Here is an 18,404-nt window from a genome sequence, read left to right on the forward strand (position 1 = left end):
CCCGACACCGGACCCGGAAGACGGGTAGGGCGTCAGAGGCCCATCTGGGACCGGAAGTCGAGCACCCGCAGGACGATGGCCGCGAGCGCCGCCACTGCAACCGCGGCTACGGCCGCCCATCCGAGGTTGCTGCGGGTCCGACGGTTCTGCACCCGCGCGGGAACGAACAGAATGCCCGCTGTCGCGAGCGCACCAGCGACCAAGCCACCCATGTGTCCCCACAGCGAGATGCCAGGGATGGTGACACTGATGACGACATTGAGGCCGATCACGACGAGTGCGGGCGTCGGGCTCCGACGGAGTTTGAGCAGGATGATCGCCTGTGCGCCCAGAAGGCCGAAGATGGCACCGGATGCGCCGACCGTTGCAGTGAACGGGTCCTCGAGCAGCATCACCGACGCACTACCGCCGACGAGAGAGACCAGGTACACCGCGATGTAGCGGGTCTTTCCGAGAATTGCTTCCACGTCGCGACCGATGATGTACAGCGCGAACATGTTGACGAGCAGGTGAATCGGGCCGTAATGGAGAAATCCGCTACCGATCAGGCGCTCGTAGTCTCCGAGCGCGACAGCAGGCGGAAACAATGCCCAGGACTCGTACAGCGACGATGCGCCGGTGTTGTCCATGGCACTGCGGGACTGCAGGGCCGTCGCCGCGAACGCCAGAACGTTCAGAGCCATGATGACGTACGTGACCAGACCATACGTCGAATCGGCAGACCCGCCTGCCACGGTGCGTGCACGACGGACCTGCGCATTGCCTGCACGTACACAGTCGACGCAGTGCTGCCCGACGGCCGCTGCCTGCAGGCACTGCGGACACGCGGGACGACCGCACCGCGAGCACGCGAGGCCCGTGGGTCGGTCCGGATGCCTGACACACCTCGACTGAGGTGGAGTGGGCTGATCGCCGTACGCGCCACCCCAGCCGGGGTTCGTCATCTACCGATGCTCCTCTTCGAGAAAGAGTTCGAAACTCGAGGTATCAGGCCAGCGTGACGCTGGTGATGACGACCTCGTCGACGGGACGGTCCCCGCGTCCGACGGGAGTGCCGGAGATGGCGTCGACGACCTTCTTCGACGCCTCGTCGGTGACCTCACCGAAGATGGTGTGCTTGCGGTTGAGGTGCGGCGTCTTCGTCGTGGTGATGAAGAACTGCGATCCGTTGGTTCCCGGTCCGGCATTGGCCATGGCCAGCAGGTAGGGGCGGTCGAACTGAAGTTCCGGGTGGAACTCGTCGGCGAACTTGTAGCCGGGGCCACCTGCACCGGTACCGGTGGGGTCTCCGCCCTGGATCATGAAGCCGTCGATGACGCGGTGGAAGACCGCGCCGTCGTAGAACGGCCCGGAATCGGAGCCCGACGCGTTGGACGTCGTGTACTCCTTGGAACCGTCCGCGAGGCCGGTGAAGTTCTCGACGGTCTTCGGCGCGTGGTTGCCGAACAGCTCGATGACGATGTCGCCGCGGTTGGTGTGCAGCGTTGCCGTTGATGTCTTGTTTGGTGTGCTCACCCCACCATCGTGCCACCCCGCACTCGTCGGCCGGTCGCGGACGGTCGGATGTGGCCGCACAGGATGTGGAACAGTGGGGGCATGACGAGCACAACGAAGTCTGCGCAGTTCCGGGATGTCGCCGTGAGCACCGGGGGCACCCTCGTCAAGGCAGCGAAAATTTTCGGAACCGGATCCGCAGGCGTCGGCCTCCAGCTGGCGACCCGAGCGTACGCACTGGCCCGCCGCGAAGCCGCGCGTCGCCGAGTCCGTCGGGCGACCTCGGCATCGTCGAAGATCCAGACGGCAAAGACCCGTGCGTCGAAGATCCAGACGGCGAAGACCTCCTCGGGCCCGTCGCTGCTCGGTACTCCGACACGCAAGATCGTCGCGGTCGGCGCAGTTCTGGGTACTGCCGGAGGCGTCGCCGTACTCGTGTCGAAGCGGCGCAACGCGTTCGACCCGCCGGCCGACGCACCGCCGAGCCTCGGGGACTACAGCGAGTCTCCGGTGAACGGATCGTCCGCACAGGCTGCGACGCGCGCGGACACCCCTCAGCAGACATAGCGTCTAGCCGCTCACCTCACCGGCTCGACCCGCGATCACCAGTCCGACGTTTCGCTGCGTGACGGTGCCGTCCGTCAGATACTCGCTGTGGCCTCGGCTGTCCGCGAGATCGCCGTCGGACCGGGTCGCCAGTGGCCTGACGCCGTCGAGCTCACTCGGATCCGATCCGAAGAACCCCGTATCGGCGACGACGTCCTCGCGGGCCTCCGCCACGAACGTGTGCCCCGGCGGGACCGACAGGGCCGAGATGTCGTCGAAGCCGAGACCGGGTGAGCCCAGCGCCACGAGATCGTCCACGCCGGACACCCCACGTAGAGCGAGCGCGGCAGTGAGAGAACCGTACGAGTGTCCCAGCAGCGTCAGATGCGGATCCTCCGTGCGTGAGGCGTCGAGACCATCCAGGAACGCCGCCAAACGGGGAGCCCCGACCGCGGCCGCCATCGGTGAGACGACGGTGCGCGTCGGATCGAGCAGGCTCCAGCCGAGATGGGGCGCCTCGTAGTTCATCCACGTCACGCAGGCCACCGATTCGTCCGGAGGCAGCACGCCTCGCAGTGTCGCCGCCAGCGCATCCATGTCGGCGTCGTAACGTTCGATGTCGCCGCCGACGTCCGAATCCAGTCCAGGGACGAACACGGCGACGTGGGTAGCCGTCGACACGTTGCCCACCGAAACAGCCGCCAACGTGTCCTCACCGCTCGTGTTGTCCAGCACCAGCAGTTGCCGATTTCCCTGTGCCAGAACGGCTTCGATCTCGTCGAGGGCTTTCAGTCGCTTCTCGGTCTGAGCGAGACCGGCGTCCGCGTCGTCGAACAACCCGCCGAAGACGTTGCCGTCCAGCGTCCGAGCAAGCTCGTCGGCAACCGATTCCAAACGCGCTCGCTCGGAGACCAGGAGCCTTCGATTCGCGGCGTCACGTACCTCGGCCGGAACGCCGTCGAGATTCCCGACAGCTCCGGGGTCACGGACGAGCAGTGCCGTTCGCTCCGCCGGACTCGCCATCTGCCAGGCCACGTTGTTCGCCGCTGCTGCCGCTGTGGGAGTGGGTAGCACGGCCGGGGCCGTATCGGCGTCCGCGGCAAGCGCAGCGGCCGTTGCGACGTCGATGTCGGTGGCGCGAACGATCACCTGCCGGGCTCGGGCCTCGAGCTCCCGTATCACGCCGAGGCGATCACGTGCGTGGTCGAACGCGTCCTCGGCTGCGACGGAGTACGTCGTCAGCGGATCGGCCACCGTTCCCGAATCGGAAATCTCGAGCCTGTGTTCGACGCCGATGCTGTCGCACTCTCGCAGCGCGGCCCGCACGGGATGGGCCTGTTTCGCGAACGTCGTCACAGCGCGGGCGATGCGGCCCAGCTCGTCGGCGTGAGCGCGGTAGTCCGCGATCAAGCGCGACACCGAGAACTGTGCGGCATCGGCCGCGTCTCCGCTCCACTCGAGCTGTGCAACGGCGACCTCGATCTCGCCGACCGTGGAGGCGAGAGAGTCTGCCCTACGTGCCACCCGCGCACCAAGCAGGGTGATCTCCGACGGTTGCCATCGCTGAATTTCGTTCCACAACAACACATCCACCCCGATGCCGGTCAAGTCGATGCGGACGCGATCGACATGACAGACAGTCAACCCCGGTCGGCGCCAGGCTGCGGAGCGTTGTCCACAGCCTGTGGATGAAATCTGTGGAGCAACGTCAGCGCGCTATTCTCCACTCCGACTGATCAGGCCCCGACGTGCCCGGGCGGGGCGGTGTGGACGGTTGGGGCGACGTCGATGGACGGGCTGACTTCGGAGGGCGGCTTCGCTTCGCCCGGTACAGATCGGCGTCGGCCGCGCGGTAGATCTCCGCCCAGCGTCGTGCAGCGGGCATGCAGACGATGCCCACACTCCACTCGGCACGATGAGCACGCCGAAGACGGTCGATGATCTGCCACGCCTCCGCCTCGAGCACTCCGGGCATGAAAAGCACGAACTCGTCGCCCCCCAACCGGCCGAGCACGTCCCGTCGGCTCAACTCCGCCTTCCATGCCTTCGACACGCGCGCCAGAAGGACGTCACCTGCGATGTGCCCGTACTCGTCGTTGATGTCCTTGAAATGATCCAGGTCCAGTACGGCCATGCTGACCGACAGACCGCGCGCCGCGCACGCCGGCAACATCTTGGCGACCTTGGACTCGAAGCCGAATCTGTTCAACAGACCGGTGAGAGCATCGTGAGTGGCGGTGTACCGCATGCGCCTGGCGAAGGCACCGAACACTTCGGTGGCACCCACGACGCCGAGGGCGATGAGAACGTACGCGATGAACGAGGACTCGAACGGGCCTGCCGCAGCACCGAGTACCGCGAACACCGCAAGCGCGCCCACCCACATCCCGGCGTTGCGCTCGGACCAGAAAGCGCCGATGTGCATGCCGAGAAACATCGTCGCCAGGACACAGATCAGGTACGTCGGCAAGGTGTTGCTGGCCGAGAAGGACAGCGCGACAGCGACGATCCCCATGAAGGTGACATGACCGATCGTGCGCTTGGGGCTCGGACCCTTCAAACGCATCAGCATGATCGTTGCCGCGATACCGAGAAGTAGAGACACGAGAACCGCACACCGCGCCCAGGTACTCGCGCTCGGCCAGTACGCACTCCCCCCTGCCGCGTACAGAACCGTTGTGCCCCCGATGTACACGAGAAGGGTGAGCGCGGATTCGTCCAGCTTTCGAGTCTTCGCCATCAGACGATCGAGCATTGCCGCCCCACCTCCCCCAGAACATCGCATCCAGCGTCGACGGCGACGTCTGTCGTGCGGGACTTTAACACCTTCCGCCGACGTCCGAACACGAAGCGAAGCCGGTGGACCGTGGGGACCGATCCGAGGGGAGAGAGCCTAGGACACCATCTCGGCTCGAGCCGACTCTCGGGCAAGGAGGCGATCGCGCGACTGTTCGAACTTGGTCGCCTTCACCCCGAGCTGTTCGACGAACGCCGCGAGACGGTCCCGGTCTCGCTCGCCATCGGGGCCGAAGTCGTTGCGCTCGAATATGCGCCACTTTCGGAGGACCGGCATCAGTACCTCGTCGAGGTGCTGGCGTAGATCGTAGATTCCGTGCTTGGCAAGGGACATCGCGTTCTTGCGGAAGTTGGGCATGTTGAGTCCCGGCATGGCGAAGTCCGTCACGACGTCGGCGATCGCCCGCACCGTCTGATCCGGTGTCAGATCGAGCGCGGCCTCGCCGAGGTTCCGGTAGAAGATCATGTGCAGGTTCTCGTCCGCGGCGATTCGAGCCAGCATTCGGTCCGCCACCGGGTCACCGCACGCATGGCCGGTGTTGCGGTGGGACACTCGCGTCGCAAGCTCCTGCAATGTCACGTAGGCGACCGAATGCAGAAAGTTCGCGCCGTCCATCGGAGCGTCGACGCCTGTGGTCATGTGCTGCATTCGTGCCCGTTCGAGCTCGACAGGGTCCACCGCTCGGGTCACGACGAGGTAGTCCCGCATCACGATGCCGTGCCGGTTCTCTTCCGCCGTCCACCGACCGACCCACGTACCCCAGGCACCGTCGAGCGAGAAGTTGTCCGCCAGACCGCGGTGATACGACGGCAGGTTGTCCTCGGTGAGCAGGTTCGTGATCATCGCCGTGCGCGCGAGGTCGGACAGTCCGGACTGCGACTCGTCCCAGTCGTCGCCGCCCATCGCAGCGAAATTTCTGCCTTCGTCCCACGGAATGTAGTCGTGGGGATGCCATTCCTTCGCTATCGAGAGGTGGCGATCGAGGTTCACCGCCATCGTCGCTTCGAGTTCGGTCAGCAGTTCGGTGTGATCGAGGTTGCGCATCGCTGATTCCTGTTCACGAGGTCGATACGCACGTCGCGTCCGAGGTGGCCTGATACGCGCTGACGCTAGAGCAGTCCCTGGCGCTCGGTCCCCCGTCCGCGGGTTGTCTGGGAATGTCCACATCCGGCTCGCGGCCGCTTGGTCGCCATCACAGACATTGGCAGTTTTTCGCGGAAGTATGACATAACTGCCACTGTTCGACGTGGCCTGCACCGATCGACACTTGCACCATGGCAACCTTCCTCGCACTGGTACTCGTACTCGGATTCATCCACGTCGCCGCCACCACCTACGTGCGACACCAGACCTCGAACTCGGTCAGCAGACTCTGGGCCGGCCCCTACCGATACAACTACTTCCGTCCCGAAGAACAATCCGTTCCCACCCACCGCATCCGGACGACCCCACAACGCAGTGACCCCGACACGCAATGACCCCGACACGCATTCGCGTATCGGGGTCATTGACGATCTGTGAAGCTATCCAACTGTCGAACTATCTAATTGTGGAGCCTAGGAGATTCGAACTCCTGACATCTGCCTTGCAAAGGCAGCGCTCTACCAACTGAGCTAAGGCCCCGGGGTGGTGCAAGCGAACAGTACCTTACGAAATCTCGAACTCGAAATTCCCTGGTCCTGACGCCTCCGTGCGGACGATCAGCGAGTGGAAACCTCGTGCCACACACCGTCGCTGTTGCGGAGGGACCGCACCTTCGACGCTGCCAACACGACTGCTACCGCTGCACCGATCAGAAGAAGGATTTTCATGACTATGTCCCTCTTCCGTATTGCTCGGTGTGGGCCTAGGAGGACTTGAACCTCCGACCTCTTCCTTATCAGGGAAGCGCTCTAACCGCCTGAGCTATAGGCCCGTGAACCTCGATTCGGGCAGAAGATTTCTCTTTCCGAACCGAGGAGAGAGATTACCGCATCGAACCGCCGTACTCCAAAACGGCTCGATCCGGCACTCTCGAGCGACCTGATTCAGTCCCGATCCGCGAGGGTTACTTCGACGCCCCCGACCAGGTCGGAAGACAGGTTGTAGATGAACGATCCGATGGTCGTCAACGCCGTGAACAACACCACGTTGATGACGCCGATCACTGCGGCGTAGCCGAATACCTGTCCGGCACTGACCAATCCACCGTCACCCGACTCGGACACGATGTCGGTGAACGCACTGTTCAAGCGATCCCAGACACCCATCCCGTCGAGAACCGCGTACAGCAGCCCGACTGCGACCATCCACACGAAGAACAGCGACACCGCTATGACGAGGGAGATCTTGAGCGTCGACCACGGATCGATCTTGCGCAGTTGAATCGTGGCACGCAGAGGAGTTCCGTCCTCGCGCGCCGCAATAGCGACCGGCTGAGCGATCTGCTGCGTTTCCGACGCCGGTGCCGTGTGCCGGACCTCCGACAGATCCGGCATGTCCTTCGCCAGATCCTTGCGTTCGATGTGCCGCGTCGGTCCGTCGATGCCTGCAGCCTTCGTCTTGGCGGCTTCGCGACGCTGTGAACTGTCCGCCGAACTCTCGGCGCTCACTGCGGCAGTGGCAGCCGCTGCGGACCCTGCCTGGGTCCCGCGACGATCGTCGCCTGGCTGTCCGGACTGTCCCGGCTGGCTCGGTTGAGCGCCCGGTCCGACGGGCGGGAGCGTTCCGCCGCGCGCCGACAGGTTGGTCTGCGGCTGGCTCTGTGCGGCGTTCGCCGGACCGCGCTGCCACGGAGGTGCGCCCTGACCCGTGGCACCGCTCTGACCCGAAGCACTGCCCTGACCCGAACCGTTCTGGACAGGGCCACTGCGCACCGGTCCCGGACCGTTCTGGTAGCCACCCGCCGGCGGCTGCGTGACGTCACCCGCACCCAGTGGATCGAACGGACGCTCGTTGTCCACCCGTGGCGCCGCCTCGGTGGGCGGCTGCTGGGTAGCAGCGGGGCGTGCCGGTGCGGGCGGGCGCGGCTGATTCTGCGGCGGCGCCTTCGGTGCCTCGGCAGGACGCTGGTTCTCCGGGGAACGCTGGTTCTCCGGGGAACGCTGAGGTGCCGATGCCGGAGCTTGCTGAGTCGTCGGAGCCTGCTGAGTCGTCGGAGCCTGCTGAGGTGTCGGCGGCTGAGGCGCAGTCGGCCGCTGGGGAGACTGAGCTTGGGACTGCTCGCGCGCCGAGCCGTCGGATGTCCTCGAGGTTTCCGAAGCACCTCCCTGACGTTCGGGTGCCTGACGTTCGGGTGCTTGACGCGCCGGCTGATTCGGCGGTTGCCGATCGCCACCGGCGGGACGCGCACCGTTCCCCTGTTGAGGGCCGGCCTGCTGAGAACCGGGCTGCTGTGGAGCGCCCTGCTGGGACCCCGCACCCTGTTGAGGGCCGGCCTGCTGTGGGGCCGGGGCACCGGGTCGCGACGGAGGACGCCCGCCACCGTTCTGCGGCGTTCCGGGGCGAACCGCCGGCTGCGGCCGCGCAGAGGTGCGTGGCTGCTCGGCGTCGCTGGGCGGAACGGGCCTGCTGCCAGGCCTGTTGGGAGTGCTCACTTACGACTCCTTCGGTGCGTCGTCTTCGTCTCCGGCGGCGCCGGGCTCGGGTTCGGCTTCGTCGGCGTTACGGGCAATAGCGAGCAGTGTGTCGCCTTCCCCGAGATTCATCAACCGAACGCCCTTCGTCTGTCGGCCGGCCTTCCGTACCTGCTTCGCTGCGGTCCGGATTACACCACCACTGGAGGTGATGGCGTACAGCTCGTCCTCGTCGTCGACGATGAGAGCCCCCACCAGGGTGCCACGCTTCGGGTCGTACTGGATCGTCAGCACGCCCTTTCCGCCGCGGCCCTGTGCCGGGTAGTCCTCCATCGCAGTGCGCTTGGAGTAACCACCGGAGGTGGCCACCAGCAGGTACTTGCCCTCCCGCACCACGTTCAGCGACAACAGCTCGTCCTCGCCGTTGAACCGCATGCCCTGGACACCGGAGGTCGCGCGACCCATCGGACGCAGCACCTCGTCGGTTGCGGAGAAGCGAATCGACTGACCCTGAGCGGACACCAGCAACAGGTCGTCGTCGGATGACGCCAACACAGCGCCGACCAGTTCGTCCTCGCCGCGGAGGTTGACCGCGACGATGCCGCCGCTTCGGTTGGAGTCGAAGTCGGTGAGCTTGGACTTCTTGACCAGTCCGCCCTTGGTGGCGAGCACCAGGTAGGGCGCGTCCTCGTAGGTCTTGATCTGAATGACCTGCGCGATGCGCTCATCGGGCTGGAATGCCAGCAGGTTCGCGACGTGCTGCCCGCGGGCCGTCCGGTTGGCCTCGGGAAGCTCGTACGCCTTGGCGCGATAGACCCTGCCCTTGGTGGTGAAGAACAGAATCCAGTCGTGCGTCGAGCAGACGAAGAACTTGCTGACGATGTCGTCCTGCTTCAACCCCGCGCCCTGCACTCCCTTGCCGCCGCGCTTCTGGGAGCGGTAGAGGTCGGTTCTGGTGCGCTTGGCGTAGCCGGTTTCGGTGATGGTGACAACGACGTTCTCGCGCGCGATGAGATCCTCGTCGTTGACGTCTCCGTCGCTGGCGATGATGCGGGTACGACGGTCGTCGCCGTACTTCTCGACGATCTCGCCGAGCTCGTCGCGGACGATCTGACGCTGACGCTCCGGCCGAGCCAGGATGTCCTGCAGGTCGGCGATGGTGCGTTCGATCTCGGCCAACTCGTCGATGATCTTCTGACGCTCGAGAGCAGCGAGGCGACGCAACTGCATCGCGAGGATGGCGTCGGCCTGGATCTCGTCGATGTCGAGCAGTTCGATCAAGCCGGTCTTGGCGTCGTCGGCGGTCGGCGAACGACGGATGAGGGCGATGACCTCGTCCAGAGCGTCGAGTGCCTTGACCAGTCCGCGCAGGATGTGAGCGCGCTCCTCGGCTTTGCGCAGCCGGTATCGCGTGCGCCTGATGATCACGTCGAGCTGATGAGCCACGTAGTAGCGGATCATCTGATCCAGACGCAGGGTGCGCGGCACACCGTCGACGATCGACAGCATGTTCGCGCCGAAGCTCGTCTGCAGCTGGGTGTGCTTGTAGAGGTTGTTCAGCACCACCTTCGCGACGGCGTCGCGCTTGATGGTGACCACGATGCGCATGCCGACGCGGTCCGAGGACTCGTCGTCGATCTTGGAGATGCCGGCCAGTTTGCCGTCGCGCACCTGCTCTGCGATCGACGTGATCAGGTTGTCCGGGTTGACCTGGTACGGCAGCTCGGTCATGACGATCGTGGTGCGGCCGTTGGAGTCTTCCTCGATCTCGACGACGCCGCGCATGCGAATGGATCCGCGTCCGGTCGAGTACGCGTCCTGGATGCCCTGCCCGCCGACGATCAAGCCATGCGTCGGGAAGTCGGGGCCCTTCACGCGTTCCATGCACGCGGCGAGGGTCGCTTCTTCGTCGGCCTCGTGGTTGTCGAGGGCCCAGAAGACGGCCTCGCCGAGTTCACGCAGGTTGTGCGGCGGGATGTTGGTGGCCATACCGACGGCGATGCCGTTGGAGCCGTTCATCAACAGGTTGGGTACCCGCGACGGAAGTACCGTCGGCTCTTGGGTTTTGCCGTCGTAGTTGGGGATGAAGTCGACGGTTTCCTCGTCGATGTCCCGCAACATCTCCATGGCGAGAGGCGTCAGACGTGCCTCGGTGTATCGCATGGCAGCCGCGCCGTCGTTGCCACGGGAGCCGAAGTTGCCCTGGCCGTCGACCAACGGGTACCGCATGGACCAGGGCTGAGCCAGACGCACCAGCGCGTCGTAGATCGAGGTGTCACCGTGCGGGTGGTAGTTACCCATCGTTTCGGCAACGGGGCGTGCGGATTTGACGTAACTGCGGTCCGGGCGGAAACCGGAGTCGTACATCGCGTACAGCACGCGACGGTGCACGGGCTTGAGGCCGTCGCGTACTTCGGGAAGTGCGCGGCCGACGATGACGCTCATCGCGTAGTCGATGTAGCTACGCTGCATCTCCTGCTGGATGTCGACCGGATCGATGCGGTCGCCGCCCTCGGCGTTCGTGGTCTGTCCGGGAGGCCCGACAGGAGGCTCGGTTATGTCCGACATGGAAACTCCTTCAGCGAAAGTCTAAGAGGTGTAACGAATTTCAAGAACCGCGTGAAAGTTCGTCACACGTCCAGGAAGCGGACGTCCTTGGCGTTGCGGGCAATGAAACTGCGCCGGGCACTGACGTCCTCGCCCATCAGGACACTGAACAACTCGTCCGCGGCGGCGGCATCGTCGAGGGTGACCAGTCGGAGCACGCGCACCGATGGGTCCATCGTGGTCTCCCACAGTTCCTTCGCGTTCATCTCGCCGAGACCTTTGTAACGCTGGACGCCGTCCTCGATGTTGATCTTGCGCTTGTTCGCAATACCGGCCTCGAGCAGTCCGTCGCGTTCGCGATCGGAGTACGCGAAGTCGGGTTCGCCGCGGCTCCACTTCAACTTGTACAGCGGCGGCATGGCCAGATAGACGTGGCCGTGCTCGATGAGCGGACGCATGAACCGGAACAGCAGCGTCATCAGCAGCGTCGAGATGTGCTGGCCGTCCACGTCGGCGTCGGCCATCAACACGATCTTGTGGTAGCGGAGCTTGGTGATGTCGAACTCGTCGTGGATACCGGTGCCGAACGCGGTGATGATCGACTGGACCTCGTTGTTCTTCAGAACGCGGTCGATGCGCGCTTTCTCGACGTTGATGATCTTTCCGCGGAGCGGAAGGATCGCCTGGTACATCGAGTCGCGACCGGACTTGGCCGAGCCGCCGGCGGAGTCGCCCTCCACGATGTAGATCTCGGACTTGCTCGGGTCGTTGGAGCGGCAGTCGGCGAGCTTGCCGGGAAGGCCACCGATGTCCGTTGCACTCTTGCGCCGCACCAACTCTCGCGCCTTGCGCGCGGCCATACGGGCCTGAGCCGAGGACACGGCCTTGTTGATGATGGTCTTCGCGTCGGCCGGGTTGGACTCGAACCAGTGCGCCAGGTGCTCGTTGCACGCCTTCTGCACGAACGAGCGGACCTCGGTGTTGCCGAGCTTCGTCTTGGTCTGACCCTCGAACTGCGGCTCGCCCACACGAACGGAAATGACCGCGGCGAGACCCTCGCGGATGTCGTCGCCGGTGAGTTTGCCGTCCTTCTCCTTGACGAGCTTCTTGTCCGCCGCGTACTTGTTCACCGTCGAGGTGAGCGCGGTACGGAAGCCTTCCTCGTGCGTGCCGCCCTCGTGCGTGTTGATCGTGTTGGCGAACGTGTGGACCGACTCGGAATAACCGGCGTTCCACTGCATCGCGATCTCGACCTCGTGGCCTTCACCCTTGGCGGTGAAGCCGACGACGGAGTTGTGGATGGATGTCTTCGTCTTGTTGATGTGCTTGACGAAGTCGACGAGGCCGTCGGGGTAGTGGTAGGTGCGCTTCTTGACCTTGGCGGGCTTGGCCTCGACGGCCTGAGCTTCTTCCTCGGACGCAGACTTCGGTGCCTCCGCGGTCTCCGCCAGCTCTTCCTCGCTGGCGTCGGTTGCCGCCACGCGCTCGTCGGTGAAGTTGATGGTCAGTCCCTTGTTCAGGAACGCCATCTCCTGGAGGCGACGGTGCACGATGTCGAAGCTGAAGTCGAGTGTCTCGAAGATCTTGCCGTCCGGCCAGAAGCGGACGATCGTGCCGGTGTCCTGGGTGTCGCCGACGGTCTCGAGCGGGCCTGGCTTGGCGTAGTCGTACGTCTGGGTGTAGCGGTGACCGTCGCGGGCGATCTGGAGTTCCACCTTGGTGGAGAGTGCGTTGACCACGGAGATACCGACGCCGTGCAGACCACCGGACACCGCGTACGAGTCCGAGTCGAACTTTCCGCCCGCGTGCAACTGGGTCATGACGACCTCGACGGTGGGAACACCGGAGGCGTGGGTGGCGACGGGAATTCCTCGACCGTCGTCCTTGACCTCGACGCTGCCGTCCTCGTGAATCGTGACGTCGACAGTGGAAGCGTATCCGGCCATGGCCTCGTCGACGGAGTTGTCGACGACCTCCCAGATCAGGTGATGCAGGCCTCGCTCACCGGTGGATCCGATGTACATGCCGGGCCTTTTACGAACTGCTTCCAGTCCCTCGAGCACGGTGATCGACGAAGCGCCGTAATCCTTGTTCTCGGTCTTACCCGACTTCTCGGCAGCCACGGTTCGGTTGTTCTCCTTCAGCGTCAAGGTTCCCCTCGCACCGAATGGGTGCTGCCGTGTGGGCACCGGGTGGTGCCACCGCACGAGTCTGCTCGGCCGTCCTGCCCACCCTGCGGGTAGGCCGTGACGGTGAACAGATCCGAAGGGCTTCTCTGTTACCCGTCCATACTACTGGTACGCACCGACGGCATGGGGACGATGACACCCCGAAATGGCCCCTGGTTGCCTCACAGACGCATTTTTTCGCGTCCCGACGGCAAATATGGACAGCAGAATCAGCTCCGACGGTTACAGATCGAGAACGATGCGGCCTCCCGCTGCCCGCGACACGCAGATCAGCATCTCGCTCTCCTGCTCCTCTGGGGTCAGCCGAGTCTCACGGTGTTCGGGAATGCCGACGAGCACTCGGGTTCGGCACGTTCCGCAGAACCCCTGCTGGCAGGAGTACGCCACCGACGGCCTCACCTCACGGATCGCCTGCAACGCCGTCTGTTCTGCGCCGACGGTGATCACGTCACCGGAATCGACCAATTGCACCTCGAACTCCACACCGTTCCGAACCGGAGGCGGGGAAAAACGCTCGAAATACAGATGAGTGGCGTCGGTGCCGTCGACGGCAGCTCGCACCGCGTCGATCATCGGCGGCGGGCCACAGCAGTAGACGGCACCACCCGCCACGCGATCGAGCAATTCACTACCCGACGCGATTCCGTCGACATCATCGGTGCGTACGTTCACCCGGTCGTCGTCCAAGGCGAGGATCTCGTCGAGGAACGGCAGCGACTCCCGCGAGCGTCCCCGGTACTCCAGATACCAGTCCATACCCGTGGCGCGAGCGGCCCGGACCATCGGCAGGATAGCGGTGATCCCGATCCCGCCTGCGACGAACACCGCCCGGCCGTCGGCGACGAACGGAAATCCGTTGCGTGGACCTGTCACGGTGACCGGCGTTCCGATTTCGAGCGCATGCATCTCCGCCGAACCACCGCCGCCGTCCGGAATGAACCGCACCGCAACGGTGTACGCGTGAGCGTCCGACGGGTCACCGCACAACGAGTACTGCCGGCGTCGACCGGACGGCAGAACGAAGTCGAGGTGCATTCCCGGAGCCCATGCCGGAAGTTCCTCGCCCGATGGACTTTCGAACTCGAGCCGGACGACCTGTTGGTCCCCGCACAGAACTTCGCGTGACCGGAGCGTCAGAGCGATATCCCTGACTACCGGCGCAGCCGCATGACTGTCGTCGAACTCTCCGTTGTCCAGCAGCGCGAACCACTTGTCCAACGCATCGGTCACGAGAGACATCGTCTGATCGGGCACGTCGCGGCCGTACAGATCCTGCGGAACCTGACGACCCTCACGAAACGTGTCGACCGTTCTCGCCATGTCGGACAACCGCTTTCGCAGCCCTGTCTTCTTCTTCGATCCCACGTGCTCGACTCTCGAATCCGAATTCGAAACCGCGGTCACCGTGCGCACGCTCGTGCGGCGGGCGAGGTTGCCAGATACTGCACGGCTTGCTCGGTCGACCCTTCGCTCGAGGGGTGGTAGTCACGGGCGAAGTAGCGAAGCGAGGCTTTCCAGATCATCTTCGGGCCAGGGAACAGACCGCGTGCGGCAACCGCGCGATAGTCGCGAAGCGACGGCCGGCGTCGCTTCGCGGGCAGGTGCGCCAGCGTCGGATCGCGATCCATCAGGTACCGAACGCCGCGAGTCCAGAACCACACGAGCGTGGGTGCGATTGCGACATAGGTGCGGATACGCCGGGCGGGGCGGACGTCGAAGTACTGCATGACCTCGAACGCCACCGAGCGGTGCTCGACTTCCTCGGCCCCGTGCCAGCGAAGCAGGTCGAGCATGGTCGGATCGAAATCGACCTCGTCCAACGCACGCGCGTTCAGCACCCAGTCACCGAGGAACGCCGTCAGATGTTCGACGGCTGCGATCAGCGCAACTCGCTCGACCAGGCTGTTCCTGGTGTGCGTGCGCCTGTTCCCCAGCGCGCGACCGAACAGGAACTGCATCTGCTCGACGTACGGCGCGACGTCGATACCGTGGGCAGTCAACGAATCGAGCACCTGGGTGTGGGCCGTGGCGTGCATCGCTTCCTGGCCGATGAAACCGATGACGTCTTCTCGCAGGCGCTCGTCGTGGATCAGAGGAAGCGCTTCCTTGAAGGTCCGGACGAACCACTCCTCACCCTCGGGCAGGAGCAGATGCATCACGTTCACCAGATGTGTCGCGAGCGGATCGCCGTCCACGTAGTGCAGCGGCAGAGCAGACCAGTCGAATTCGACGTTTCGAGCCTGGAGCACCACGCGGTCCTCCGGCTGTCGGTCGATCGCCGACCTGTCGGATTCTTCTTTGGCGTCGGGTGAGAACACGCGGTCCCTTCGTCGTAGCGGGTCGGATCACGAGCAACGATCCCGATCTCGTGGCTTGTGATCGATCACCGAATTACGCTACGCACCGAGGCTGTACAGAGCAACCAAGATCACCTTGATCCATGTGTGTGATCCAGGCAATAGGGACAATTCACAGCGTTGGTCCGCTTCGGTAGGGGTTGAATCTACCCGTACGTGTCCCGAGGCCCGCGGCCCTTGATGTGGCGGTCACCCTTACGCCAACTCTTGGTCGTGGGTCCATGGATCTTCAAGGACTTCACGACGCCGTGTCCCACTGCCGCCGCGATCTTGGCCAGAATCTGCGCTTGCATCAATCGCAGTTGCGTCGCCCACGCCGTGGACTCCGCGGTGACGCTCAGAACACCGTCCTCGAGCTTCGTCGGCGTCGCGTGTGACGCGATGTCCTCGCCGACCACCGCGGGCCACCGCCCGAGCACCGTACCTTCCGCCACCTTGTCCGACCATCCACGCTTCTGCGCGATCGAACCGGCAAGCGAACCCAGAGTCTGCGGGTCACGGTCATCGGGGCCGGCACCGGACCATCCACGCTTGCGCCGCCCTCGAAGTGCACGGACGCCTCCCTTCGGGGAAGAACGTCCCTGTCCGACAGATTTTCCGCTCGCCTTGGCGGCTGCTCGCGCGTCCTCGAGGGCACGGCGCGCCAAGTCGACGCCCTTCAGTTCTTCCGTTCCTTCACCTGATTCTTCGTTCACGTCTCATACTCCTTCGATGGAGTCGACGGTGGCGTCGATCGGGGCTATCGTCGAGATACGTTCCGAACTGTGTTGCACTGCTTCGACTTTCCATCGACGAGCATCGATCTCTGGCGGAATGTCCTCCGCCACGGCCGCGGTGATCAACACTTGCTCCGCCTCGGCCGCGACGGCGGCAAGGGCACTGCGGCGCTTGCGGTCGAGCTCGGCGAAGACATCGTCGAGCATCAAGACCGGGTCGGTACCCTCCGCCCGTAACAATCGAAAAGACGCCAGCCGCAACGACAATGCGTAGGACCACGATTCACCATGGCTGGCAAACCCTTTCGCAGGCTGATCACCGAGAATCAACTCGAGGTCGTCGCGATGTGGCCCCACCAAACAGACTCCGCGTTCGATCTCTCGTTGACGCATCTCGTTCAGCCGGTGGAGAAACGCAGCCTCGAGCACATCGACGTCGTCGGGCTCCGGTACGCGGTCCGCCTCGGCGAACTCCGGCGGCAGTACGTCCCCCAGACTGCTCCTGTATCGCACTGCGGCAGGGCGTGATTCAGGCGCAATCGATGCATAGGACTCGGCAACCAACGGTTCGAGTTCGTGAACCAAGGCGATGCGGGCAGCCAGCAATTGGGCGCCGTGAGCTGCGAGATGACCGTCCCACACGTCGAGCGTGGCGAGCGCACTGGCACCGTCGGTCGACCGCGAACCACGACGCAGTGCGCCACCCGCAGTCTTGAGCAACGCTGACCGTTGCCGGAGCACCTTGTCGTAATCTGCCCGCACACCGGCCATTCGAGGCCTTCGGGTGGTCGACAGCTCGTCCAGATAGCGACGTCGATCCCCTGGATCTCCTCGCACGAGCGACAGGTCTTCCGGCGCGAAGAGCACACTGTGCAGAACGCCCAGTATCTCCCGCGGTCTGCGCACCGGGGAGCGATTCATCCTGGCCTTGTTGGCTTTTCCCTCGAGCAACTCGATGTCGATGGTCAGTTCTCGACCGAGATTGACCACCGACGCACTCGCGAACGCCCGCTGTGCGCCCGCGCGGATCATCGGAGCATCGGATGACACCCGATGGGACGACAGCGTCGACAGATAGCCGAGCGACTCGAGCAGGTTCGTCTTACCGTGACCGTTCGGGCCGACGAACACCGTCGAACCCGGCTCGAGTTCGACGGTGACGTCGTCCCAGGACCTGAAGTCCCGCACGGTGAAAGAGCGAACGAACAAGATCTATTTCTTGGGATCGGGTGCGCGAAGAGTTTCTTCGGTGGACGCGCGCTTGACGGCGTGACCACCGAACTGATTGCGCAGTGCGGACACGGCTTTCATCGCCGGTGAGTCGTCCTGACGGGATGCGAATCGCGCGAACAGCGCCGCAGAGATGACCGGCGCCGGAACCGCATGCCGGATCGCCTCTTCGACCGTCCACCTGCCTTCGCCGGAATCCTCTGTGTATCCGGAGATTTCAGCGAACTCGGGATCCTCGGCCAGCGCCTGGACCAGCAGGTCGAGTAGCCAGGATCGGACAACGGTGCCCTTGCTCCACGCGCGCAGGACACCACGCGTGTCCTGCACGAGTTCCTCGGCCTCGAGCAGCTCGTACCCCTCGGCATACGCCTGCATCAACCCGTACTCGATGCCGTTGTGCACCATCTTGGAGTAGTGACCGGCACCCACAGGGCCCGCATGGACGAAACCGTCGGCCCGCTCACCCTCCGGACGAAGCGCGTCGAAAATCGGCTGAGCGCGTGCTACGTCGGCCTCCGATCCACCGACCATCAGGCCGTAACCGTTCTCCAGGCCCCAGACGCCGCCCGACACACCCGCATCGATGTAACCGATGCCCTTCTTCGCCAGCAGTTCCGCATTGGGTCCGTCGTCGGTGAAGCGCGAGTTACCACCGTCGATGACCAGGTCGCCCCCCTCGAGGGCGTCGGCCAGCCCGACGATGGTGTTTCGGGTGATCTCGCCGGACGGCACCATCACCCAGACGATGCGCGGCGCGGCAAGCGCCTGCGCCAGGCCCTCGAGCGACGGGGTGTCCGTTACCTCGGGCCGCGGGTCGTAACCGATGACTTCGTGGCCGTGCGAGCGCAACCGCTCGCGCATGTTGAAGCCCATCTTTCCGAGGCCGACCAGTCCCAGCTGCATGCGAAGTGTCCTTTGCGTCGAAGATGCTGCCGATGGTGAGGACGTCCACCGACGTCCTCACGGGTGGTACC

The 18,404-nt window shown here is 64.5% G+C and carries 15 protein-coding genes, 2 tRNA genes and 1 pseudogene; 2 read left to right on the forward strand and 16 right to left on the reverse strand.

What is annotated here, in order from left to right; genetic code table 11:
- Positions 1 to 32 precede the first annotated feature (32 nt).
- Together ACFULT_RS01290 and ACFULT_RS01295 are read right to left on the reverse strand one after the other, a co-directional pair.
- Positions 33 to 944 (reverse strand): rhomboid family intramembrane serine protease, encoded by a 912-nt coding sequence (locus tag ACFULT_RS01290; RefSeq protein ID WP_094720147.1) that lies wholly within the window; start codon positions 942 to 944, stop codon positions 33 to 35.
- Between the two features lie 43 nt (positions 945 to 987).
- Complete coding sequence (locus ACFULT_RS01295) at positions 988 to 1,515, reverse strand: peptidylprolyl isomerase (protein WP_037110007.1); 528 nt, start codon at positions 1,513 to 1,515, stop codon at positions 988 to 990.
- An 81-nt stretch (positions 1,516 to 1,596) separates the two neighbouring features.
- On the opposite strand from ACFULT_RS01295, the gene ACFULT_RS01300 reads away from it, so the two are divergent.
- Positions 1,597 to 2,061: a hypothetical protein gene (locus ACFULT_RS01300; protein ID WP_378480413.1), complete on the forward strand. Its 465-nt coding sequence runs from the start codon at positions 1,597 to 1,599 to the stop codon at positions 2,059 to 2,061.
- Between the two features lie 3 nt (positions 2,062 to 2,064).
- Here the strand turns inward: ACFULT_RS01300 and ACFULT_RS01305 are convergent, their stop codons facing one another.
- The 3 genes from ACFULT_RS01305 to ACFULT_RS01315 all read right to left on the reverse strand — a co-directional run bounded on the left by ACFULT_RS01305 (position 2,065) and on the right by ACFULT_RS01315 (position 5,881).
- Positions 2,065 to 3,564 (reverse strand): alpha/beta hydrolase, encoded by a 1,500-nt coding sequence (locus ACFULT_RS01305; protein ID WP_378480414.1) that lies wholly within the window; start codon positions 3,562 to 3,564, stop codon positions 2,065 to 2,067.
- A 184-nt stretch (positions 3,565 to 3,748) separates the two neighbouring features.
- Positions 3,749 to 4,795, reverse strand: coding sequence for a GGDEF domain-containing protein (locus ACFULT_RS01310; RefSeq protein ID WP_037110001.1), 1,047 nt, complete (start codon positions 4,793 to 4,795; stop codon positions 3,749 to 3,751).
- Positions 4,796 to 4,933: 138 nt separating this feature from the next.
- The gene (locus tag ACFULT_RS01315; protein WP_037109998.1) at positions 4,934 to 5,881 is read right to left on the reverse strand and encodes an acyl-ACP desaturase; all 948 of its coding nucleotides are present in this window, start codon (positions 5,879 to 5,881) and stop codon (positions 4,934 to 4,936) included.
- A 230-nt stretch (positions 5,882 to 6,111) separates the two neighbouring features.
- Between ACFULT_RS01315 and ACFULT_RS01320 the strand changes: the two genes are divergently transcribed.
- On the forward strand, positions 6,112 to 6,315 hold the full coding sequence (locus ACFULT_RS01320) for a hypothetical protein (protein ID WP_378480415.1): 204 nt from the start codon (positions 6,112 to 6,114) through the stop codon (positions 6,313 to 6,315).
- Between the two features lie 72 nt (positions 6,316 to 6,387).
- On the opposite strand, the gene ACFULT_RS01325 is transcribed toward ACFULT_RS01320, so the two are convergent.
- The 11 genes and pseudogenes from ACFULT_RS01325 to gnd all read right to left on the reverse strand — a co-directional run.
- A tRNA-Ala gene (locus tag ACFULT_RS01325) sits at positions 6,388 to 6,460 on the reverse strand.
- 77 nt (positions 6,461 to 6,537) lie between these two features.
- Positions 6,538 to 6,648: a DLW-39 family protein gene (locus tag ACFULT_RS01330; protein WP_378480416.1), complete on the reverse strand. Its 111-nt coding sequence runs from the start codon at positions 6,646 to 6,648 to the stop codon at positions 6,538 to 6,540.
- 30 nt (positions 6,649 to 6,678) lie between these two features.
- Positions 6,679 to 6,752 (reverse strand) — tRNA-Ile (locus tag ACFULT_RS01335).
- Between the two features lie 112 nt (positions 6,753 to 6,864).
- Positions 6,865 to 8,412 (reverse strand): DUF3566 domain-containing protein, encoded by a 1,548-nt coding sequence (locus tag ACFULT_RS01340; protein WP_378480417.1) that lies wholly within the window; start codon positions 8,410 to 8,412, stop codon positions 6,865 to 6,867.
- Entirely contained in the window at positions 8,413 to 10,959 is a 2,547-nt protein-coding gene (gyrA, locus tag ACFULT_RS01345) for a DNA gyrase subunit A (protein ID WP_378480418.1), read from the reverse strand.
- A 62-nt stretch (positions 10,960 to 11,021) separates the two neighbouring features.
- The gene (gyrB, locus tag ACFULT_RS01350; RefSeq protein WP_037110131.1) at positions 11,022 to 13,061 is read right to left on the reverse strand and encodes a DNA topoisomerase (ATP-hydrolyzing) subunit B; all 2,040 of its coding nucleotides are present in this window, start codon (positions 13,059 to 13,061) and stop codon (positions 11,022 to 11,024) included.
- Between the two features lie 288 nt (positions 13,062 to 13,349).
- Complete coding sequence (locus tag ACFULT_RS01355; protein WP_378480419.1) at positions 13,350 to 14,540, reverse strand: PDR/VanB family oxidoreductase; 1,191 nt, start codon at positions 14,538 to 14,540, stop codon at positions 13,350 to 13,352.
- A complete protein-coding gene (locus tag ACFULT_RS01360; RefSeq protein WP_094720142.1) occupies positions 14,528 to 15,445 on the reverse strand; it encodes a metal-dependent hydrolase in 918 nt (305 codons plus the stop codon). The genes ACFULT_RS01355 and ACFULT_RS01360 overlap by 13 nt, the downstream gene beginning before the upstream one ends.
- A gap of 185 nt (positions 15,446 to 15,630) precedes the next feature.
- On the reverse strand, positions 15,631 to 16,179 hold the full coding sequence (locus ACFULT_RS01365) for a DUF721 family protein (protein ID WP_037109983.1): 549 nt from the start codon (positions 16,177 to 16,179) through the stop codon (positions 15,631 to 15,633).
- 3 nt (positions 16,180 to 16,182) lie between these two features.
- Complete coding sequence (gene recF, locus ACFULT_RS01370; protein WP_094720141.1) at positions 16,183 to 17,409, reverse strand: DNA replication/repair protein RecF; 1,227 nt, start codon at positions 17,407 to 17,409, stop codon at positions 16,183 to 16,185.
- Between the two features lie 3 nt (positions 17,410 to 17,412).
- Positions 17,413 to 18,351, reverse strand: a pseudogene (gnd, locus tag ACFULT_RS01375) (phosphogluconate dehydrogenase (NAD(+)-dependent, decarboxylating)); the annotation flags it as partial.
- Positions 18,352 to 18,404: the final 53 nt, after the last annotated feature.

Origin of the sequence: Rhodococcus sp. NPDC057297, from assembly GCF_042667435.1 — a bacterium.
Taxonomy (GTDB): Bacteria; Actinomycetota; Actinomycetes; order Mycobacteriales; family Mycobacteriaceae; genus Rhodococcoides.